Below are 19,478 nucleotides of genomic sequence, written 5' to 3'. Positions count from 1 at the left end.
TGATGTTATCAGGAGCCAGCCGGCTCTTATTATGAGGATAACGTTATGTCTACCCCAAGCATGATCATCATTTATGTCGATAACCCGCAAAAAAGCGCTGATTTTTATCGCCAGCTATTAGGCGCCGAACCGGTAGAACACTCACCGACCTTTGCCTTGTTCGTGCTGAACAACGGGTTCAAGCTGGCCATGTGGTCCAGACATACGGTAGAACCGGCCGCCAGGGCAACCGGCGGTGGTGCAGAGATTTGCTTTCTGTGCGAACAGCCGGAACAGGTAGACGCCCTTTATCAGCAATGGCTGGGCAAAGGTTTGACCATCGCTCAGCATCCGGTAGCGATGGACTTTGGCTACACCTTTGTTGCCGAAGACCTGGATGGCCACCGCCTGCGGGTTTATAAGCTTAACGAAGAGTCATCGGTTTAACGCTCACGTCGCCATGCAGGGGCTGCCGGCTGTTGCGCCCCTGCAGATAACCACTCAATAACGCTTAAATTTCACAAGGTTGAAACATTTCCGCCCGGCAAATATTAATAATACTTTGCCCGATAAACCGATCTACTTCCCACCGTATTTGACGGTCTGTTACCACGACCATTGTACATGCCGGGGTGTGAGCGCAGACTTTATCGACGGGTTAAATGGGAGAACGTGAAAGTGGCATTTTACGAATATCAGGAAGAATTCGCAGGCTATAAAGTTGTCGCCTGGGTACCGGGGAAACCGTTAGAAAATCTGCACAACACCGCCTATCGTAGGTCGCCCGCAACGTAATGAGAAAGTCTTCCGGTCACTTGATGCCATTCGCGAAGCAGGTATTCCGATACTGAATATCGACCTGATTTACGGATTGGCGTTTCAAACGCCGCAAAGCTGGCTGTTCACGCTGAAAACCGCGCTGAAATTCGCCCCTGAAGAGCTGTTTCTTTATCCACTCTATGTCAGACCGCTGACCGGTATCGGCTTATCAGGTAAGTCATGGGATGATGAGCGCGCCGAACTTTATCAGCTCGGGCGTGATTATCTGCTGGCGCAGGGCTATGAGCAGATTAGCATGCGGATGTTCCGTCGCGGCAATACCTATCAGCGTGCGTTGGTGGAACTAAGCCATGTTGACCATGTGGAAAAAGTGGTTTTTCAAACCAATCTCAGTTGCCGGTTAGATTTCCTCCAGCAGGCGCAGACGGACAAAATTGCCCTGTGGGTGACTTATCATCCAGACGAGGTGGCGCTGAGCGATTTTATCGGGCAATGCAACTCTCTGATTGACCAGCAGGTGCGCTTTAGCGTTGGGGGGTGGGAAAACCTTCACACTTTGCGGCCATCACCGCATTGCGTGCGGCACTGGCACCAGAAGTCTACCTATGGGTCAATGCCTACCGCAAGGGCTCCAGACTGTATCCCTATACTGGCGAACAGCGCCGTTTTCTCAGCCAGATCGATCCTTTGTTCAGCCTGAATGCGCGCGATTATCCGAGTCGTGGAAAAGCCTGTATGACCGGGGAGCAGGTGATCAGTGTCGACCAGGACGGTGCGATCCAGCGCTGCCATTTTGTCGGCCAGATAATCGGCAATATTTATCAGGCAGATTTCCAGCAGGCGTTAATCAGCCGCCTATGTCCCCGCTCACGTTGTTATTGCCATATCGGCTATGTTCATAGGCCGGAGTTGGCGTTATATCAGGTCTTTCAGGGCGGGATCCTGGAGAGGAACCCTGGCAAGCTTTAGCGGCCGGTGCCTCAGGCGTCGGTATACAGATGCAGACGTTTTACCAGTAGGCGCAAGGGTTTGGCATCCGGCTTGTATTTGTGCTTCACCGCGGTGGCATCGTAATTGAGTAATTCGCCAATTTTTGGCACCTGCGCGCCAAGCTCTTGCTGGCAAAGCGCAATCAACGGCAGCGGGCAGGGGTGTTGCACCTGTTTTTGCTGCTGCTGATACCAGACACGGGCGATCGGTTGCACCTTCACCGGGCGTTTGATTTTCAATACCGCGTTTTGCGGCAAACGGGCAACGTCGTCAATTTCTCGGCTGACCAGTTCGGCCCACTGTTCGCGATTGAATGGCGGCACGGCGCGCCCGGCCTTCAGGCTTTTTTCCAACTGGGCAAGGATATCGTCGCGCTTCACATTCTTGATAATGTGCTTGTTGGCCCAGCCGAAACGCACCGAATCCGGATTGGTCAGCAGGGTAATTGAGCGGTAAGCGCTGAGGGTGATCAAACCATGCAAGTGGGTATGAACAAAATCAAAGCGTTGCTCTGGAGCCAGGCCCGCTTCAACGGTAATGATATGTTCAAGCTCTGCTTTAAGGCGGTTGATCAACGTAATTTGCTGCTTAAGCGCCAGATAGTCTGCCTGCTCAACGGACAGGCAAATCACGCCAGGTAACCGCACCGCCGCTTTGCTGCTGATATGTTGCCGATTATGGTGGATAAACAGCCGTTGATAATGCGCCAGCGCCAAATCGCGTGCCGCCTGGCCCACATGTTGCTCTACGCTGATCTGCTCCACGGCAGTGTGTTCTTTACCTTTTTCTATTTCCGGCAGGCTGAACACCCGCGCAGCCAGTAACCGCAATGGCAGGATTTGCTGGTGGAGTAAAGCCAACGCCTGTTCTAATTCGGTAAAACGCGCATTCATTCGGCAGATTAGATCGTATTTATCCATTTTACCTCTCATTTTAGTTACAACATCCATTGTAGGGTAGAGCAACCAAAGGGGCAACATCAGCCTCGAGACAATCGGAAATATTGAGTGGACCAGGTCTGACAGGGAGGAATAGGCGGCCCTCTGCGGTGCCAAGAGGGCCAGGCGTTAAATGCTGGTCGCTTCCGGCAGCTTTTTCAGCCGATAACCAACCAACAAGGCGATTAACAGCATCAGGCTGATAAAGGCCACCACGCCGCTCCAACCAAAGCTGTGCCAGAACACGCCACCCAGCGTACCGGCAATACTGGAGCCAACGTAATAGCAAAACAGATACAACGAAGAGGCTTGCCCTTTGGCGCGGCGAGCGCGGCGGCCAATCCAACTGCTGGCAACCGAGTGGGCGGCGAAGAAGCCTGTGGTGAACAGCATCATCCCGATAAAGATTATCGTGATTGGCGCCAGGGCGGTGATCAGTACCCCGAACAGCATAATTACAATGGAAACCAGCAGCACCGGCCCCCGACCAAAACGGGAGGTGAGGGCGCCGGCTTTGGGGGAACTGTATGACCCGGTGAGATAAACCACCGACAAAAAGCCAACCACTGCCTGGCTGAGATGGTAAGGGTCGCTGAGCAGGCGATAGCCGATATAGTTAAACAAGGTCACGAAGCTGCCCATCAGCAGAAAGCCCTCGGCAAACAACAGCGGTAACCCTTTGTCATGCCAGTGCAGTTTGAAGTTGACCAACAGCGTATGGGGGCGTAACGAGCTGGCACGAAAATGTTTGGAGGCAGGCAGAATACGCCAGAACATACAGGCGGCAGCCAGCGCAAACACCCCAATCACCGCCAGCGAAATGCGCCACGAGAAGAAATCGGTGAGCACCCCGCTAATCAGGCGCCCGCTCATACCGCCGATGGAGTTGCCGCTGATATACAGCCCCATGGATAAGGCCACGAAACTGGGGTGGATCTCCTCGCTTAAATAGGTCATGCCGACAGCAGCAACACCGCTAAGCGAAAGGCCAATCAGTGCGCGCATCAGCAAAATACCGTGCCAACTGGTCATAAAAGAGCAGATCAACGTGCAGATCGCCGCCAGAAACAAAGCAACTACCATCACCGATTTGCGCCCAATGGCGTCAGATAACGGGCCGGTGAACATCAGGCCAACGGCCAGTAAGCCGGTTGAAAAAGAGAGCGAAAGGCTGCTTTCGGCAGGGGAAATACCAAAGTCCTGGGAAAGTACCGGCAAGATCGGTTGCACACAATAAAGCAGCGCAAAGGTTGCCAGCCCGGCGGAGAATAATGCCAGCGTTACACGCATAAACTGCGGCGTTCCCCGTTCAATATAAGGGAGTTTATTCAGCGTGGAGCGTTTGGTTTTTGACGCAATCGTGGCGTCTTCATTAGCAGGCAGCGTTAACGGCAGACTAGCCGCAGAACGCAAAGGGGTTGTCACAGCATTTCCTTACCGGGCTCGGGAGATAAAAAACTGTCTTACTTCACAAAATGATAGGGAGAGGCCAGTTTTTTGTCTAATATATTAATCATTAAAATTAAGACATTTAAAGTATGAATATAGAACTTAGACATCTACGCTATTTTGTCGCCGTCGCGGAGGAATTGCACTTTGGCAGGGCGGCGGAGCGGTTGCGGATCTCTCAGCCGCCGCTAAGCCAACAGATCCAGGCCCTGGAGGAGATGGTCGGTGCACGTCTGCTGGCAAGGAATAACCGCAATGTCAGCCTCACGCAGGCCGGGGAAATGTTCCTGAAAGAGGCCTATCAGGTGCTGGACCAGGTCAACCGCGCAGCAGAAAAGGCCGCGCGGCTCGAACGGGGTGAGATAGGCGAACTGACAATCGGTTTTACCTCTTCAGCCCCCTTTATCAGTGTCGTTTCCCGCAGTCTGCGCACGTTTCGCCAGTTGTCACCGGACGTGCATATCAAAATGCGCGAGGTTAACACCAAACAACAGCTGGAACCTTTGCTTAATGGCGATCTGGATCTGGGGGTGATGCGTAACACCCGTTTGCCAGATGCGCTCCAGCATCAGTTGTTATTGCGCGAACCTCTGCTCGCCGTGGTACCCAATGGTCATCCGTTAACGCTCAGGGCGGCCGGTACGCTGCGGTTTGCCGATTTGGCGCAGGAACCTTTTGTGTTCTTCTCCAGAGAGGTTGGCACCGCGCTCTACGACGAAATTCTGGCGCTGTTAGCCAATGCCGGGATCGCGCCTTACATTACGCAAGAAGTGGGCGAGGCAATGACGATTATTGGCCTGGTGGCGGCCGGGTTGGGGATTTCTATCTTACCTACCTCATTTGGCCGCGTGAAGATCGACGGCGTGACCTATCTGCCATTAGCCGAGCCAGAGGCAATGACGGAAGTCTGGCTGGTACATCACCGCAACAGGCCGTTGACGGCCGCCGCTAAAACATTGATGGCCCTGATGCTGAAACCCGCGTGATTCAACTGCGACACTGCATAAATAAAAGGCAATTCCCGGCAGAACCACCGGGAATTTGTGCTGTTAATCACATAACGAATCAAATAGTTGACGCTGAATTCCAAAAGCCCCACCATAGCCAGTAGTCTTTATTTAGAAGCGCGAAAAATAGTAGGAGCAGGTTTGTGATTGCGGATGGGCAGCCTGGGCATATTGATCAAATCAAGCAAACAAATGCAGGGGCAGTTTACCGGTTGATAGATCAACTGGGTCCGATTTCGCGTATCGAATTGTCCAAGCGTGCACAACTTGCACCTGCCAGTATTACCAAGATCGTGCGCGAACTGCTTGAAGCGCATCTGGTGAAAGAAACCGAATATCAGGAAATCGGCAGCCGTGGCCGCCCGGCCGTTGGGCTGGTGTTAGATACCGAAGCCTGGCATTACCTCTCCGCACGTATCAACCGTGGCACCATTACTCTGGCGCTGCGCGATCTCAGTAGCAAGATGGTGGTAGAAGAGCTGCTGCCGTTAAAGGCAGAGCATCAGGAACCGCTGTTACAACGCATCGTCAGCGAAATCGACAGCTTCTTTATCCGCCACCAAAGCAAACTGGAACGCTTAACGGCGATCGCTATCACGTTGCCCGGCATGATTGATACTGCTTCTGGCATTGTCCACCGTATGCCGTTTTATGATGTCAACGAGATGGCGCTCGGCCCGGCGCTGGAAAAACTGACCGGTCTGCCAGTTTATCTGCAGCATGATATCTGTGCCTGGACTATGGCGGAGGCGCTGTACGGGGCCTCGCGCGGTAGCATGAATGTTATTCAGGTCGTGATCGATCACAACGTCGGGGCAGGGATTATCACCAACGGGCGCGTGCTGCATGCTGGCAGCCGCAGCGTGGTCGAAATTGGCCATACCCAGGTCGATCCTTATGGCAAACGCTGCTATTGCGGTAACCACGGTTGCCTGGAAACGGTGGCCAGCATCGAGAACATGCTGGAGATTGCCCAGCAGCGACTGGGAGGATCGATGTCCTCAATGCTGCATGGGAAGCCGTTAACCGTAGAATCACTGTGTGATGCGGCTCTGGCAGGGGATCAGTTGGCAAAAGATATTATTCTTGGCGTAGGCCATAGCGTCGGTCGGATTGTTGCCATCATGGTCAATCTGTTCAATCCGGAAAAAATCCTGGTAGGTTCACCGCTGAATCGGGCCGCAGAGATCCTCCATCCGGCAATCGCTTCCTGTATTCGCCAGCAATCTCTGCCTGCGTACAGCGAGCATGTTCAGGTTGAATCTACACAATTTTTCAACCAAGGCACGATGCCAGGAGCCGCGCTGGTAAAAGAGGCGATGTATAACGGCTCGCTGTTGGTGAAATTGCTGCAAGGCTAAAGATTGATGTAAGTTATTCTTATCAGAACTTCTTATTGTTTACCGCAAAAAGATTGAGCTACCTCAAGCTTCCGTTGGCTTTCATCCCCTAGACTTTTCTGCGTCAGGCTACTTTCGCCATTCTTCATGGCGGTCCATTTTTGCGGAGCATTTCAGGGCAATCTATTCATGTTAAAGCGTTTATTTGTTACAGGCACGGATACCGACGTTGGTAAGACCGTGGTTTCCCGCGGATTGTTGCAAGCCTTTGCCGCACAGGGCCGAACGGCGGTGGGATATAAACCCATCGCCTCACGTTGCCAGGAAACCAGCGAAGGCATTCGCAATAAAGACGCTTTGGTTCTGCAGGCATCTTCCTCCATGCCACTGTCATATGAAGAAATTAATCCGATCACCTGCCTGGATGAGGTTTTTCACGCCCATGCCACTCAGGATATAGATTACGGAGCGATGAGCCGCGGGTTACAGCATCTTACGGCCAAGGCCGATACCGTGGTTGTGGAAGGCAGTGGCGGTTGGCGCGTATTGATGAATGACCTGCGCCCTTATGCTGAATGGGTGGTGCAGGAGCAACTGCCAGTGATTCTGGTGGTAGGGATTAAAATGGGTTGTGTCAGTCACGCGCTGCTAACCGCGCAATCAATTCTTAACGATGGCTTACCATTGCTGGGCTGGGTGGCTAACAGAATTAACCCGGGTATGGCCCACTATGCAGAGACAATCGACGCATTGCAGCAACGTATACCGGCACCGTTATTGGGTGAGATCCCCTATCTCCCGCGTGCCGAACAACGTGAGCTGGCGCAATATCTGGATATTTCCAGCCTGATAAACCGCTAGACATTGTGATAAACCGACTGCGGGCGTAACCCGCGTGCGATAGTCGTGGCGATAACGCAAGCCAACAGGATACCGGGTAGCAGGGTATATTCCCCGGTCATCTCAAACACCATCAGGGCTGCCATGATTGGCGCATGTGTGGTGGCAGCCAGCAGCGTCGCCATACCGGTCAGGGCCATCAGGATCGGCACATCAGCGCCCAGTTCCGGCCAGATGCCAAACAGTTGACCTACCAACGATCCCAGCGCAGCCCCTACAAACAATGTCGGGGTGAACACGCCGCCTGGGGCTCCCGAACCGCTACTGGCCAATACTGCCAACAGCTTGCATATCAGAATAGCCCCTACCAGCAAAATACCCGGTGGCGCAGAGAGCAATGATTGCACCACGCTAAAACCATTCCCCCAGACCTCAGGAAACAGCAGTGAGAGCAACCCGACGATCAACCCGCCCAGTGCCAGTTGTAAGGGGGCTTAAGGTTCAGTGAGCGGAATGCCCGGCCGCTGGCTGCCATTGCCCACAGGAATAATGGCCCGCAAACCCCCGCCAATAGCCCCAGCAATGCCATCAACAGATATTGCACCGGCCAGGGGGCGCTGAGCGGTTCCACGATATATAGCGGCGCCTGCCCACCGTTTAACAGGTTGGTCATCAACAATGCGGTAACGGCGGCAATCACTACCGGGCCAAGCGAGGCCAACATCAGGGAACCAAACAGGATCTCCGCGATAAACAGGCTGCCAGCCAGTGGTGCGTGATAGGCACTGGCCATCCCGGCCGCCGCGCCACAAGCTACCCACAGCTTCCATTCGCGAGCATGGGTAAAACGCTGAGCGAATACGGAACCCACCAGTGCAGCAAGCAGTATCATGGCTCCTTCGCGGCCAATGGCGCTGCCGCTGGAAACGACCAACAGCGAGGCCAGGCTTTTCACCAGGCTGGCGCTGACATCCAGCCGCCCGTCTCCGGTTTCAATCGCTTCCATATAATCGGTAGGGGCTCCCGGGCGTTGATGCTGGTAATGCTGGTAAATCCACAGCAATAAACCGGCTGCCAATCCCCCCAATGCGGGTGTTAATGCTCTACGCCAGCCGGGCAGCGCCGCCGCAGCGGCCACCAGGCTGCCACTTTCATGATCCAGTAATAGCCATTCAAGCCCCAGCATGCCCCGGTGGAACAGCCAGACGGCCAATGCAGCAGAAATGCCGAGGAAAATGGCGATAAACAGGCGGCGCAACAGGGCGCGATAGTGGTGCAAATAGACCAATCGTTTCATGCGTCGGCAAATTGTGAGAAAAATGAAAGGTTCAGGTGGGCATTGTGCTTGTCTGCCCACCTGAAAACCAGCGAATCTTTACCGATCCGCTGGCATAGGGGCTAAACAATTAACCTGCAGGTGGGGTGGCAGGCTCGTATTTACCGGTCATGCTTTCCAGCAGTGCGACCAAATCCTTGACGTCGCTTTCTGGCAGTTTGACGCCTACCTGATAGGTCAGCATATCCTTAACCGCTTGATCCAGTGTGGTAACGCTACCGTCATGGAAATAAGGCGCGGTTAAACTGACGTTACGCAGTGTCGGGGTTTTGAAGCGGTGGCGGTCGGCTTCATTTTGGGTGACGTTGTAACGCCCAAGATCGACTTCGGTCGGCGTACCACGCGCAGCCATGTAGTCCGCTTTCAGCCCCATGACTTCATACGATTGACCACCCAGATTAATCCCGGTGTGACAGGTGCCGCATTTGTTTTGCTGGAACAGCTGATAACCGTGCTTTTGTTGTGCAGTCAAAGCATTGTGATCACCTTTCAGGTAGCGGTCAAATGGGCTGTCGGGGGTGATCAACGTTTTTTCAAACTCGGCAATGGCATCGGTGATGTTATCGCCGCTAAAACCGTTGGCATACACGCGCTTGAAGTCGGCCTTCAGTATTGCATCCTGATCCAGTTTCGCGATGATTTCATCCCAGGACTCAGACGCCATTTCGATCGGGTTCATCGGTGGGCCACCGGCCTGTGCCTGTAAATCACCAGCGCGACCATCCCAGAATTGCGCCATGTTGAAGGCGGCATTGAACACCGTTGGTGCGTTGATTGGCCCTTCCTGGTCATTTACCCCAAGCGAAGATACACGACCATCTACGCCACCGGCCCCCAGGTTGTGGCAATGTGCGCAGGAGATGCTGTCGTCTTTAGACAGGCGAGGGTCGTTGAACAGCCGGAATCCCAGAGCCACCTTTTGTGGATCGGTAGGCAGCGAGGCGGGGATCGGCTGCAAAGCCGCGCCACGTAGCGCAGTTGGAGTATCCGCAGTGGTGTAGAACTGTTCGCGTTGTTGGCGGATCCAGCTTAGCAATTCATCGCGATCGCTGTCACTGACGTTACCTGACCAGTGCGCCAGTTTATACAATTGAGGAGGCATATCCTGATTTTGCAAAACCGCCTCCAGCTTGGCCAGATCGACTTGCGGAACGGCGGTTTTCTGTTGTAGAGCGGTTCTGGTGGCATCTATGTTGAAGTGCCGATTGCCGTTGAGAATATCACTTTCCATCAGTTGTTTGGCAATAGGCAGCTTGGCATAGAAAGGAAGATCAGCAGAGTTGGTGTGGCAATAGTCGCAGCCGTAACGGGTTAACAGAGTATCGACCCGGTTATCGGCTACGGCGGGTGCTCGTTGTTGGTCATAATGATAGATATAGCCGACGAACCCCAAATATCCGACGACGGCGGTAACAGCACATCCCAAAATAATTTTTTTAATCATAATCTCGCTCCATTGAGTTTACTTCCAGGTTGCCCTACATCTGAAAAAGCGGATGAAAAAACGGACATTGAGATTGTCATGGCTAGGGGATGGGGAGAACTTGATTGAAATCAATGGCTATCATTGGCATTAACTATCGTTTGAATAGGCTCTGACGATGAGCCTGATGTGGCGTGGCTCTCAGCGCCGCTTCTAAGAAATGACCTATTATTCAATGAACTGGCGTTTTAGCGGCTCAATGTGACGGGGTTGGCATTTTATCGGCGGAATGGCGAGGTAAAAAAATGTTTAAATAATGCTCTCTGACGTGATAAAGCCAAAGAAGCGCTCATGACAAGCCACACAATGGCGCCTGGCTGATATACTCCGTGAAAACAAATGCCTGGAACCCTCGATAAACTGATGACCTCTAACGCTGCTGATGCACCGGTTGCTCACCGTCCCCTGATCCTGATCGCCTGCATGCTGGCGATGTTTATGTCTGCCATTGAGGCCACTATCGTCGCTACGGCCATGCCAACCATTATTGGCGATCTGGGGGCTTTTCGCTGTTGGGATGGGTGTTTTCCGTTTATCTGCTGGCACAGGCCATCACTATTCCGATCTATGGCCGCTTAGCGGATCTGTATGGGCGTAAAAGGATCTTCTTTTTGGCGCTACGCTATTTCTGCTGGGGTCAATTTTGTGTGGTTTCTCACCCAATATGTATTGGCTGATTGGTTTTCGGCTGCTGCAAGGGTTAGGCGCTGGCGCCATCATGCCGACCGCGACCACCATTATCGGCGATGTATATAGCGCCACCGAACGGCCAAAAGTGATGGGCTATATCTCCAGCGTGTGGGGGATTTCGGCCATTATTGGCCCGCTGCTAGGGGCATTTATCGTGCAGCATCTACCTTGGGCATTGGTGTTCTGGGTGAATTTGCCGATTGGTTTGCTGGCGATGTTCTTCTTGGGGCGTTACTTGCCTGCTCGTCAACAGGTTCGCCAACATACGTTGGATCTGGCAGGGACGGCCTGGTTGACGGTATTCGTCACCGCCTTGCTGCTGGCGTTGCTACAGGCAGAAATGCTGGGTTGGTGGGTGATGCCGTTGCTTTTTCTGGCGGCGGTTGCCCTGATGCTGCTGGTTCGCCAGGAGCGCCGAGCTCCTGAGCCGTTGTTCCCCCTTGCCTTGTGGCAAAGCCGGGTGATTGTGGCCGGTAACATCGGCGGTATCGCGATAGGTGCTGCCATGATGGGCATCAGCGCCTTCCTGCCAACCTTTATTCAGGGGGTTAAAGGCGGAACCCCGCTGGAGGCAGGGACCACGTTAGCGTTGATGTCGATTGGCTGGCCGTTGGCCAGCGCGCTGAGTGGGCGTTTGATGCTATTGACTTCTTATCGCACCACGGCATTGCTCGGAGCGCTGTTGCTGGCTGCCGGTGGTTTGATCCTGCTGCTGTTACAACCTGCCGGAGGCTTGTTATGGGGCCGTGTGGCGGCGTTTATGGTGGGAGCGGGGATGGGGCTTTGTAACACCACGTTTTTGGTTTCGGTGCAGAATGCGGCACATTTCAGCATCCGTGGCATTGCTACAGCCTGCACGGTATTTACCAGAATGGTAGGGTCGGCCATCGGCACCGCGATTCTCGGCGCTACGCTTAATATCAATCTGCAACTACGGTTGCCGCAAACGGCCGATCCGTTACAGCAGTTGATGGAGCCAACCGTACGTAATGCCATGCAACCGGACGTATTGGCCGGGTTGACCGCGCAGGTTGCGGCCTCGCTGCATTGGGTCTTTTTGATCTCGGCGTTGATATCGCTGTTTGCGCTGGGCGCGGCGATGCTGATCCCGGCACGGCATCGGCCACAACGTGAAGGGGAAGAGGCGGAGCAGACATAGTTAATATCGAGGAGAAGGGCGCAGCAAGCTGCGCCTGGGAGCAGATTTACTGCGGTGCTTTGGTATCCTGGCTGGTACCCGTTTGCGCCGCGTCACCGCTGTCTTCACCGTTATTCAAACGGGTATAAACAATTTTTTGTGTGTCCTGGCCACAATGACCGACAACCTGCCCACCGGCCTGGTTAGCCTGATCGTTGGGCACGATCTCCAGCTTGAAGCTGGACTCAGGGACGCCGTTGTTCACTATCTTCTGTGCAATATCCGCCTTCACGCTCTCACATGAGGCAAAAGCGGCCAGTGGAGCGGTGGCTAGCAATAATGCACCTACTACAAGCGCTTTTTTCATCATTCAGTCCTTATTATTCGAGAATGAATTTCTTTATCAGGATAGCAGCATCAGGTTGAATAGTTTAACCTTCCTGACCGATTACGGAGTTATCTGACGGCCAGTCTTGCGATCCAGACACTTACGGGTTGAAGGTTCCCAATAGGCATTAACATTGTAGCTGTTATCACAGCGATCCTGGTCGTCAATGGCACGGTCCACCTTGTCAAACTCCTTCTCTACGCGGGTGTTAACCTTGCCACGCAGGGATTTGGTTTCATTCCACTGCTCTTTGCTTTGGCGTGCTTCTTCATTGCTCATTGCCACTCCACCACTACCATCAACGGTGACGCAGGTACTGCCTTGGGTACAGGAGGCAGCGAGCGCAGGAGCTTGCCAGGCACCGGCCAGCATTAACATGGCGACCGGCAGCATCCCGCGCATCAGTCGTTGAAAGGAAAGTGGTTTCATCGTTTCATCCTTATAAATTAGCTTACCCGGTGTCTTTCAAGTTGCACTTGAAATCAATAGGGTATGTATTGCGTCTTACAGCAACACCGGTTGTTGCATCAGGTAAATATATCATCGCGCTCTTGTATTGCACCAGCCTGCAGTCCTGGTTCGTTTAATTTACAGAGAGAAAAGCCAGCAATGCTCAAAACCACCTTACTGTTTTTTGCTACCGCTCTGGCCGAGATCATCGGCTGCTTCTTGCCCTATTTATGGCTAAAGAAAAACGCCAGCGCCTGGTTATTACTGCCAGCCGCTGTCAGTCTGATGCTGTTTGTCTGGTTACTGACCTTGCATCCGGCTGCGAGTGGGCGAGTGTATGCCGCTTACGGCGGGGTTTATGTGGCAACTGCGCTATTGTGGTTGCGTGTAGTGGATGGGGTAAAACTCTCGGCAATGGATTGGCTGGGGGCGGGTGTGGCAATGATTGGGATGCTGATTATTGTCTCTGGATGGCGTACGGCATAAAGAATGGATGGCAGGGTAACCCCTGCCACCAGATACATCAGGACTCGCGGTGGATGCTCAGACCGGCGAAAGACTGGCTGACGGGCATCATTTCCAGCGTATTGATGTTAACGCGGGCGGGTAACGTAGCCACCCAGAATACCGATTCGGCAATGTCTTCCGGCGTCAGGGCATCAACCCCGGCATAGGTTTTATCCACACGGCCATCATCTCCTTTGAAACGCACATTAGAGAATTCGGTACCGCCTACCATGCCCGGTTCAATATCGGTAACGCGCACGCGGGTCCCATGCAGATCGGCACGCAGACCTAGGCTGAACTGTTTCACGAAGGCTTTGGTGGCACCGTAGACATTACCCCCGGCATAGGGCCAGTTGGCGGCGGTAGAACCAATGTTGATCACATGGCCGATATTGCGCTCCACCATCGCTGGCAGTAATGCGCGGGTCATGTTCACCAGCCCTTTGGTATTGGTGTCGATCATGGTTTCCCAATCGTCCGCATTGGCCTTGTGTGCAGGCTCCAGGCCTAACGCCAAACCGGCGTTATTGACCAGGACATCGATATCACGCAGCGCCGCCGGTAACTCATCAATAACTTGTTGAATAGCCGCACGATTACGTACATCCAGGCGCACAATATGCAGTGCTTCGCCCAATTCTTCCTGCAAGGATTCCAGACGTTCGACCCGGCGGCCCGCGGCGATCACCTGGTGGCCTTCATGCACAAACTTACGGGCGATAGCTTCACCAAATCCAGAGGTGGCACCCGTGACAAAAATGATCATGTTACTGTTCCTCAACTGTTTTTTACCCTGTGTGCGCCGTATTATACTCGCATATTTAACCGTTAATAGTCGGTAGGTGGTAAACCACACAGTCGTATTTTATATTTTCGCGACGTCCTTGCACGGTGCCGCCCAGCGATTCGGCAATACGGCGGCTCGGGGTATTCTGCTCGGCGACTGGGTAGATAAAATAGGGGGTGATAGCGCTCGCTTGCCCATCGCACCATGGCCTGCACAATCTCGCGGCCATAACCGTTGCCGTGCAGGCTTTCTTTCACCCAGATACCCAGTTCTGGCGTCTGATTATGCAGATTATGCACGCCAGCCAAGCCAACGAATTGCTTACTGTCACGCAGCCGTGCCACAAAGATGGCTTCTTCACCTTCACGGATCAGCGGCAGCCAGCCTTCCCAGATGTTGGCAAACGCCTCAGGAGACTTCTCTGGTTCAAAAGTTAGAAAACGCGTCAGCGTAGGGGTTATCGCCTGGTAAACATCGTCGGCATCTGCTGCGGTAAAAGGGGCAATCAACAACCGTTCGGTGTTCACGCGGCACTGAGTAAGGTCACTGTAAATCATTATTATTACCTCGCTTTTCAGGCCTAAAAACAGCAAAAATCCGCCCCCGTTAAAATGGGGCGGATCATCGATATTACGTTGATTAGCGCCAGATGCGACTTATTTTTTCGAGAGGTGCGGCTCGATAAGCAAACGATCTGCCGCCGAGAGTCGATCGGGCGCGGTTGAGGCCTGATGCCAGTAAGGGTAAATCAGCGGTGGGCGGCTTACTTCCTCTAAACGTCGCAGTTCCTCTTCATTGAGGATCAGGTTGGCAGCATGCAGGTTGTCTTTAAGCTGCTCACCGTTACGTGCCCCGATAACCACTGAGGTGATCGTTGGCCGAGCCAACAGCCAGGCCAAGGCAATCTGGGCGGCGGAGATACCCCGAGAGTGGGCGATATCAACCAGCACATCGACAATATCAAACAGCTTTTCCCGATCGCGTACCGGTGGTTCCCCCAGTTGGCCAAATGGCGGGTGCCCGCCGGCGTGGGTTGATTGCGGCGATATTTGCCGGAAAGCAGGCCACCAGCCAGCGGGCTCCAGACCAGCACACCAAGCCCTTGATCCTCTGCGATAGGCAGCAGTTCATATTCTGCTTCACGCGCCTGCAAGGTGTAGTGGATTTGCTGGCTGACCGGGCGTACCAACCCAAGCCTTTCAGCGCTGCCCAAATGTTTCATCAGGTGCCAGCCGGAGAAGTTGGACAAACCGGTGTAACGCACTTTGCCGCTGCTCACCAAATGCTCCAACGCGCGTAAGGTTTCTTCCACCGGAGTGATGCCGTCCCACTCATGTAACTGGTAGAGATCAAGGTAGTCGGTATTCAGGCGTTTCAGGCTGGCTTCGCAGGCGCGGATCAGGTGATGGCGTGACAACCCTGCGTCGTTAGGGCCGTTGCCCATAGGGAAGCGAGCCTTGCTGGCCACGAGTACTTCATGGCGTTTGCTGCCCAACGCCTGGCCGAGGATATCTTCCGATTGGCCAGCTGAATAGACATCAGCGGTATCGAACAGGTTAATCCCGGCATCGATACACATGGCGAGCTGATTGCGTGCTTCATTAACATCGGTCGTGCCAGTTTTGGCGAATTTGCCTTGTCCTCCAAAGGTCATGGTGCCCAAACTTAGCACCGAAACCTTCAGGCCGGAATGGCCCAGTTGACGGTATTCCATCGTTTAACTCCTTACCTTGGTTGCCATAGATTTTTCAGACGGCGTCGGGGCGCTTTTCTTCAGGCGGAATTCATCTCCCGCCTCTGCCCTTAGCCTAAAGCTGTCCAGAACCGCCAACAGGGCGATCACGCCGATGACGATAAATGCCAACGGCAAGTCGGCCAGCGGCACGACGTTGTTTTGCTGCGGCAAAAGCGGCGCCAGAGCACCGATGGCAATGCGCAACAGGGGTAACGCAAAATCGTGACGGTGTAACTTTTTATCACAGATCCGCTTGCGGTGTTTAGCGTGGCACACCGCTAACCCCAGGAGCCAGGTTGCCAATAAGATAGCCTAGTGGTACCCGCCAGAAAAACCAGCTCATCGACGGTGCCTGACGGGGCAAAGTAAAAGCGCAGACATAACAGAAATCCTGTTTCAAAAATCGCATCGTCGGCTGGGTTTTTGAGCATAGCGCATCACGAGGAGGTTAAGAAGAGGTTAGGCGGGTGATTATTAGCGAGCACAGGGAAAGTGCCCGCAACGTCATAAAATTACCAGGATAAATGGATTATCCCATCGACAAATTCGGCCTTAAACCCCGTAAGGTCAGCCACGGTTGCCTTGATTTGCTGCGAGGCGATAGGCACGCCTTCACCCACAACGATCACTTGCCCACCCGCGGCAAGGGCCGATTTAACGCCGGACTCCGCATCTTCGAAAATCACGCATTTCTGTACCGGCAGGCCGAAATTGGCCGCCGCCATCAGATAGGGCTCCGGGTGGGGTTTGCCATGCACGATATCTTCTGAGGTGATCATCATTTCCGGGTGTGGAATGCCAGCGCTGTTAACGCTTTGCATCGAGACCTTTTTAGCGCCGGACGTCACAATTGCCCAACACTCGGGCGGCAGTTGCCTCACAAAATCGACGGCACCGCCAATGGCGGAAACCTGGCTCAGTGCCTCGATCGCCAGAGTTTTAACTTCATCAACGCAGTGCTGATTGGCGAAATAAGGTGAAATGAGTTTCAGCGTTTCTTCAATGGTGCGCCCATGGATATTTGCCAGAACATAATCCACGTTCAGATGATGCCTGATTGCCCATTCCGTCCATAGTTTTTCTATACAGGCTGCGGAATCAACCAGAGTGCCGTCCAAATCAAACAGTACTGCTTTGCATGCAATGGCGTTCATAATTCCCTTATGATTTCTGTTGTCTTATTCCCCATAAGAACAGAGAGACAAAGAAAGGTTGTTGACGAATATCAAGTGATTGGACGCCATTTGTTTTTGCTCAAATGGCCAACTGTGCCTAAGCTAGGCTATTCAATAGGACATGGAGGAGTTTGGATTTGATGCGTTTATCTACACTGGTACTGGCGATCGGCGTCGCATTGAGCACGCCAGCGCTGGCAGAAGAGAGCACGTTGCAGTCAGATAACACCGCCGTGCCGAGTGGCCAGATCAAGGAGGCGAATGTGACCGGAGAAGCCAATCAACATAATAATCCGAAGGGTGAAAACCCTTTCTTTTATGCCAGCAGGTTGCCTTTCCAGGCTCCGCCGTTCGATGTAATCAAAGAGAGCGATTATGCGCCGGCCATTGCCGCAGGCATTCAACAGAAACTGATGGAAGTGGAGAAGATCGCCAATAATCCCACAGAGCCAACCTTTGAAAATACGTTTGTGGCGTTAGAAAAGGCCGGGTCACTGCTGACGCGTACCATGAATGTGTTTGGTGCCATGACCTCAGCCAATACCAGCGATGCCTTGCAAAAGCTGGATGAAGAGACTTCCCCAAGCTGGCGGCGTTAAATGATGCCATTATGCTTAACAGCAAACTGTTTGCGCGCATCAAGGCCATTTATGACCAGCGTGATGCCTTGAACCTGGATGCCGAATCCCGCCGATTGGTGGAAGTGATCTACCAGAACTCTGTCCTGGCAGGGGCCAATCTTTCTGAGAAGGATAAAACCCAGTTAAAAGCGCTGAATCAGGAAGCTGCGTCGCTGAGTACCCAGTTCACCAATAAACTGTTGGCGGCCAGCAAAAACGGTGCCCTGGCAATCCGTGAGCAACCCCAGTTGGCAGGGCTTTCGGCAGGGGAATTGGCGGCGGCGGCTCAGGCTGCCAGTGAGCGAAAGCTGGATAAACAGTGGTTATTGGTGTTGCAGAACACCACCCAGCAACCCGATCTGCAAAACCTGAAAGATCGCAACACGCGCCAGGCGTTGTTTGAGGCTTCCATCAACCGTGCAGAGAAAGGTGATGCCAACGATACCCGTCAAACCCTGGCTCGATTGGCGAAAGTACGTGCGGAGCAGGCAAAGCTGTTGGGTTTCCCCAATTATGCTGCCTGGAAGTTGCAGAATCAGATGGCTAAAACCCCGGATGCTGCGCTGGCGTTTATGCGCAATATCGTGCCAGCCGCCACGGCCCGGGCTGAACGCGAAGCCAAAGATATACAGGCGGTTATTGACCAGCAAAACGGCAGTTTCAAGTTGGCCGCCTGGGACTGGCTGTTCTACGCCGAACAGGTGCGTAAAGCCAAGTACGATCTGGATGAATCCCAGATCAAACCTTACTTTGAGCTGAATAACGTGCTGCATAACGGTGTGTTCTACGCCGCTAATCTGTTGTATGGCATCAGTTTTAAAGAGCGCAAGGATCTCCCGATCTACCAGCCAGACGTGCGGGTGTATGAAGTATTTGATAAAGACGGCCAATCTTTGGCGCTGTTCTACACAGATTTCTTTAAGCGTGATAACAAGGGCGGTGGTGCCTGGATGAGCAACTTCGTTGAGCAATCCAAGCTAAACGGCACCAAGCCGGTGATCTATAACGTCGCCAACTTTACCAAACCCGCAGCGGGCCAACCGGCGTTATTGTCTTATGACGATGTGATCACCCTGTTCCACGAGTTTGGCCACGCATTGCATGGAATGTTCGCCGAGCAGGAATATGCAAGCCTTTCAGGCACCAATACCGCACGCGATTTTGTCGAATTCCCGTCACAGTTTAATGAGCACTGGGCCAGCGATCCGCAGGTGTTTGCCCACTTTGCCAAGCATTACCAGACGGGTGACGCCATGCCGAAGGCGTTGGTGGATAAAATCAACAAGGCCGACAAATTCAACAAAGGCTACGCCATGACCGAGCTGTTATCCGCAGCGTTGCTGGATATGCATTGGCACATGCTGGCCGCCGATCAACCCCAGCAGGACGTCGACACATTCGAAACCGCGTCACTGCAGCAGGACAAGATAGACCTCAGCTATGTGCCGCCACGCTATCGTTCAAGCTATTTCCAACATATTTGGGGCAACGGCTATGCCGCCGGTTATTACGCCTATCTGTGGACACAAATGCTGGCGGATGACGCTTTCCAAGGGTTCAGCGAGCACGGTGGGTTGACCGCAGAGAACGGCCAGCGCTTCCGCGATAAGGTACTGTCCCGTGGCAACAGCCAGGATCTCGAAAAACAGTACGTTGACTGGCGTGGGCAGGAGCCGAGTATTGAGCCCATGCTGCTCAATCGTGGGCTGAAAGATCAATAAGGCACTAAAAAAGCGGCCAGGGTAAGGGGAAGACTCCCTTACCCAAGCCTCCGTGAGGTTGCGACGCCATAGGACGAAAAATGGAGTCACTAGAGGGTAAAACCACCGGTCAGCGGGGGCCATGA

16 protein-coding genes and 5 pseudogenes are annotated in these 19,478 nt (G+C 53.4%); 10 read left to right on the top strand and 11 right to left on the bottom strand.

Annotated features, from left to right (window positions below):
* The first annotated feature begins 45 nt into the window (after nucleotides 1-45).
* The 3 genes from ACQ86O_RS19595 (at nucleotide 46) to ACQ86O_RS19585 (ending at nucleotide 1,728) form a co-directional block, all read left to right on the top strand.
* Nucleotides 46-426, top strand: coding sequence for a VOC family protein (locus tag ACQ86O_RS19595; RefSeq protein WP_431222495.1), 381 nt, complete (start codon nucleotides 46-48; stop codon nucleotides 424-426).
* Nucleotides 427-850: 424 nt separating this feature from the next.
* A complete protein-coding gene (locus ACQ86O_RS19590) occupies nucleotides 851-1,459 on the top strand; it encodes a hypothetical protein (RefSeq protein ID WP_431222494.1) in 609 nt (202 codons plus the stop codon).
* Between the two features lie 35 nt (nucleotides 1,460-1,494).
* Nucleotides 1,495-1,728, top strand: a complete 234-nt coding sequence (locus ACQ86O_RS19585; protein ID WP_431222493.1) for a hypothetical protein — start codon at nucleotides 1,495-1,497, stop codon at nucleotides 1,726-1,728.
* 11 nt (nucleotides 1,729-1,739) lie between these two features.
* On the opposite strand, the gene tus is transcribed toward ACQ86O_RS19585, so the two are convergent.
* The gene (tus, locus tag ACQ86O_RS19580; RefSeq protein WP_431222492.1) at nucleotides 1,740-2,669 is read right to left on the bottom strand and encodes a DNA replication terminus site-binding protein; all 930 of its coding nucleotides are present in this window, start codon (nucleotides 2,667-2,669) and stop codon (nucleotides 1,740-1,742) included.
* 147 nt (nucleotides 2,670-2,816) lie between these two features.
* Nucleotides 2,817-4,112, bottom strand: coding sequence for an MFS transporter (locus tag ACQ86O_RS19575; protein ID WP_431222491.1), 1,296 nt, complete (start codon nucleotides 4,110-4,112; stop codon nucleotides 2,817-2,819).
* 113 nt (nucleotides 4,113-4,225) lie between these two features.
* On the opposite strand from ACQ86O_RS19575, the gene ACQ86O_RS19570 reads away from it, so the two are divergent.
* From ACQ86O_RS19570 to bioD, 3 genes are all read left to right on the top strand, one after another.
* Nucleotides 4,226-5,122, top strand: a complete 897-nt coding sequence (locus ACQ86O_RS19570) for a LysR substrate-binding domain-containing protein (RefSeq protein WP_431222490.1) — start codon at nucleotides 4,226-4,228, stop codon at nucleotides 5,120-5,122.
* Nucleotides 5,123-5,286: 164 nt separating this feature from the next.
* Nucleotides 5,287-6,504, top strand: a complete 1,218-nt coding sequence (gene mlc / locus ACQ86O_RS19565) for a sugar metabolism global transcriptional regulator Mlc (protein ID WP_431222489.1) — start codon at nucleotides 5,287-5,289, stop codon at nucleotides 6,502-6,504.
* A 168-nt stretch (nucleotides 6,505-6,672) separates the two neighbouring features.
* Nucleotides 6,673-7,344: a dethiobiotin synthase gene (gene bioD / locus ACQ86O_RS19560; RefSeq protein WP_431222488.1), complete on the top strand. Its 672-nt coding sequence runs from the start codon at nucleotides 6,673-6,675 to the stop codon at nucleotides 7,342-7,344.
* Here bioD and clcB read toward each other — a convergent pair.
* Both clcB and ACQ86O_RS19550 read right to left on the bottom strand, forming a co-directional pair.
* Nucleotides 7,341-8,620, bottom strand: a pseudogene (gene clcB, locus ACQ86O_RS19555) (voltage-gated ClC-type chloride channel ClcB). The gene bioD and the pseudogene clcB sit on opposite strands and share 4 nt — an antisense overlap.
* Before the next feature lie 109 nt (nucleotides 8,621-8,729).
* Nucleotides 8,730-10,100, bottom strand: coding sequence for a cytochrome c peroxidase (locus tag ACQ86O_RS19550; protein WP_431225780.1), 1,371 nt, complete (start codon nucleotides 10,098-10,100; stop codon nucleotides 8,730-8,732).
* Nucleotides 10,101-10,481: 381 nt separating this feature from the next.
* On the opposite strand from ACQ86O_RS19550, the gene ACQ86O_RS19545 reads away from it, so the two are divergent.
* Nucleotides 10,482-10,721 carry a hypothetical protein gene (locus ACQ86O_RS19545; protein WP_431222487.1) on the top strand — a complete coding sequence of 80 codons (240 nt, stop codon included), beginning with the start codon at nucleotides 10,482-10,484 and terminating at the stop codon, nucleotides 10,719-10,721.
* A pseudogene (locus ACQ86O_RS19540) lies at nucleotides 10,664-11,991 on the top strand (MFS transporter). Before ACQ86O_RS19545 ends, ACQ86O_RS19540 begins: the two are co-directional and overlap by 58 nt.
* Nucleotides 11,992-12,037: 46 nt before the next feature.
* Here the strand turns inward: ACQ86O_RS19540 and ACQ86O_RS19535 are convergent.
* On the bottom strand, nucleotides 12,038-12,337 hold the full coding sequence (locus ACQ86O_RS19535) for a DUF1161 domain-containing protein (RefSeq protein WP_431222486.1): 300 nt from the start codon (nucleotides 12,335-12,337) through the stop codon (nucleotides 12,038-12,040).
* 81 nt (nucleotides 12,338-12,418) lie between these two features.
* The gene (locus tag ACQ86O_RS19530; RefSeq protein ID WP_431222485.1) at nucleotides 12,419-12,787 is read right to left on the bottom strand and encodes a DUF1283 family protein; all 369 of its coding nucleotides are present in this window, start codon (nucleotides 12,785-12,787) and stop codon (nucleotides 12,419-12,421) included.
* Nucleotides 12,788-12,967: 180 nt separating this feature from the next.
* Here ACQ86O_RS19530 and ACQ86O_RS19525 point away from each other — a divergent pair, with 180 nt between their 5' ends.
* Nucleotides 12,968-13,294 carry a YnfA family protein gene (locus tag ACQ86O_RS19525; protein WP_431222484.1) on the top strand — a complete coding sequence of 109 codons (327 nt, stop codon included), beginning with the start codon at nucleotides 12,968-12,970 and terminating at the stop codon, nucleotides 13,292-13,294.
* A gap of 37 nt (nucleotides 13,295-13,331) precedes the next feature.
* Here the strand turns inward: ACQ86O_RS19525 and ydfG are convergent, their stop codons facing one another.
* The 5 genes and pseudogenes from ydfG to ACQ86O_RS19500 all read right to left on the bottom strand — a co-directional run bounded on the left by ydfG (nucleotide 13,332) and on the right by ACQ86O_RS19500 (nucleotide 16,991).
* Nucleotides 13,332-14,081 (bottom strand): bifunctional NADP-dependent 3-hydroxy acid dehydrogenase/3-hydroxypropionate dehydrogenase YdfG, encoded by a 750-nt coding sequence (gene ydfG / locus ACQ86O_RS19520; protein WP_431222483.1) that lies wholly within the window; start codon nucleotides 14,079-14,081, stop codon nucleotides 13,332-13,334.
* Nucleotides 14,082-14,136: 55 nt separating this feature from the next.
* A pseudogene (locus ACQ86O_RS19515) lies at nucleotides 14,137-14,659 on the bottom strand (GNAT family N-acetyltransferase).
* Nucleotides 14,660-14,758: 99 nt separating this feature from the next.
* A pseudogene (locus tag ACQ86O_RS19510) lies at nucleotides 14,759-15,816 on the bottom strand (aldo/keto reductase).
* 3 nt (nucleotides 15,817-15,819) lie between these two features.
* Nucleotides 15,820-16,140 carry a hypothetical protein gene (locus ACQ86O_RS19505; protein ID WP_431222482.1) on the bottom strand — a complete coding sequence of 107 codons (321 nt, stop codon included), beginning with the start codon at nucleotides 16,138-16,140 and terminating at the stop codon, nucleotides 15,820-15,822.
* A 209-nt stretch (nucleotides 16,141-16,349) separates the two neighbouring features.
* A complete protein-coding gene (locus tag ACQ86O_RS19500; protein ID WP_431222481.1) occupies nucleotides 16,350-16,991 on the bottom strand; it encodes an HAD-IA family hydrolase in 642 nt (213 codons plus the stop codon).
* Nucleotides 16,992-17,152: 161 nt separating this feature from the next.
* Here ACQ86O_RS19500 and dcp point away from each other — a divergent pair.
* Nucleotides 17,153-19,353: pseudogene (gene dcp, locus ACQ86O_RS19495) on the top strand (peptidyl-dipeptidase Dcp).
* Nucleotides 19,354-19,478 lie beyond the last annotated feature (125 nt).

This window comes from Serratia sp. L9 (assembly GCF_050632285.1).
GTDB lineage: Bacteria > Pseudomonadota > Gammaproteobacteria > Enterobacterales > Enterobacteriaceae > Chania.
Note: the sequence above shows the minus strand (reverse complement) of the source record. Positions and strands in the feature narration are given on the sequence as shown.

Coding starts and splice junctions, on each gene's coding strand:
- ACQ86O_RS19535 (WP_431222486.1), bottom strand. CDS start 12,337: ATGAAAAAAGCGCTTGTAGTAGGTGCATTATTGCTAGCCACCGCTCCA.
- ydfG (WP_431222483.1), bottom strand. CDS start 14,081: ATGATCATTTTTGTCACGGGTGCCACCTCTGGATTTGGTGAAGCTATC.
- ACQ86O_RS19570 (WP_431222490.1), top strand. CDS start 4,226: ATGAATATAGAACTTAGACATCTACGCTATTTTGTCGCCGTCGCGGAG.
- bioD (WP_431222488.1), top strand. CDS start 6,673: ATGTTAAAGCGTTTATTTGTTACAGGCACGGATACCGACGTTGGTAAG.
- ACQ86O_RS19525 (WP_431222484.1), top strand. CDS start 12,968: ATGCTCAAAACCACCTTACTGTTTTTTGCTACCGCTCTGGCCGAGATC.
- ACQ86O_RS19595 (WP_431222495.1), top strand. CDS start 46: ATGTCTACCCCAAGCATGATCATCATTTATGTCGATAACCCGCAAAAA.
- ACQ86O_RS19585 (WP_431222493.1), top strand. CDS start 1,495: ATGACCGGGGAGCAGGTGATCAGTGTCGACCAGGACGGTGCGATCCAG.
- ACQ86O_RS19530 (WP_431222485.1), bottom strand. CDS start 12,787: ATGAAACCACTTTCCTTTCAACGACTGATGCGCGGGATGCTGCCGGTC.
- ACQ86O_RS19545 (WP_431222487.1), top strand. CDS start 10,482: ATGCCTGGAACCCTCGATAAACTGATGACCTCTAACGCTGCTGATGCA.
- tus (WP_431222492.1), bottom strand. CDS start 2,669: ATGGATAAATACGATCTAATCTGCCGAATGAATGCGCGTTTTACCGAA.
- ACQ86O_RS19500 (WP_431222481.1), bottom strand. CDS start 16,991: ATGAACGCCATTGCATGCAAAGCAGTACTGTTTGATTTGGACGGCACT.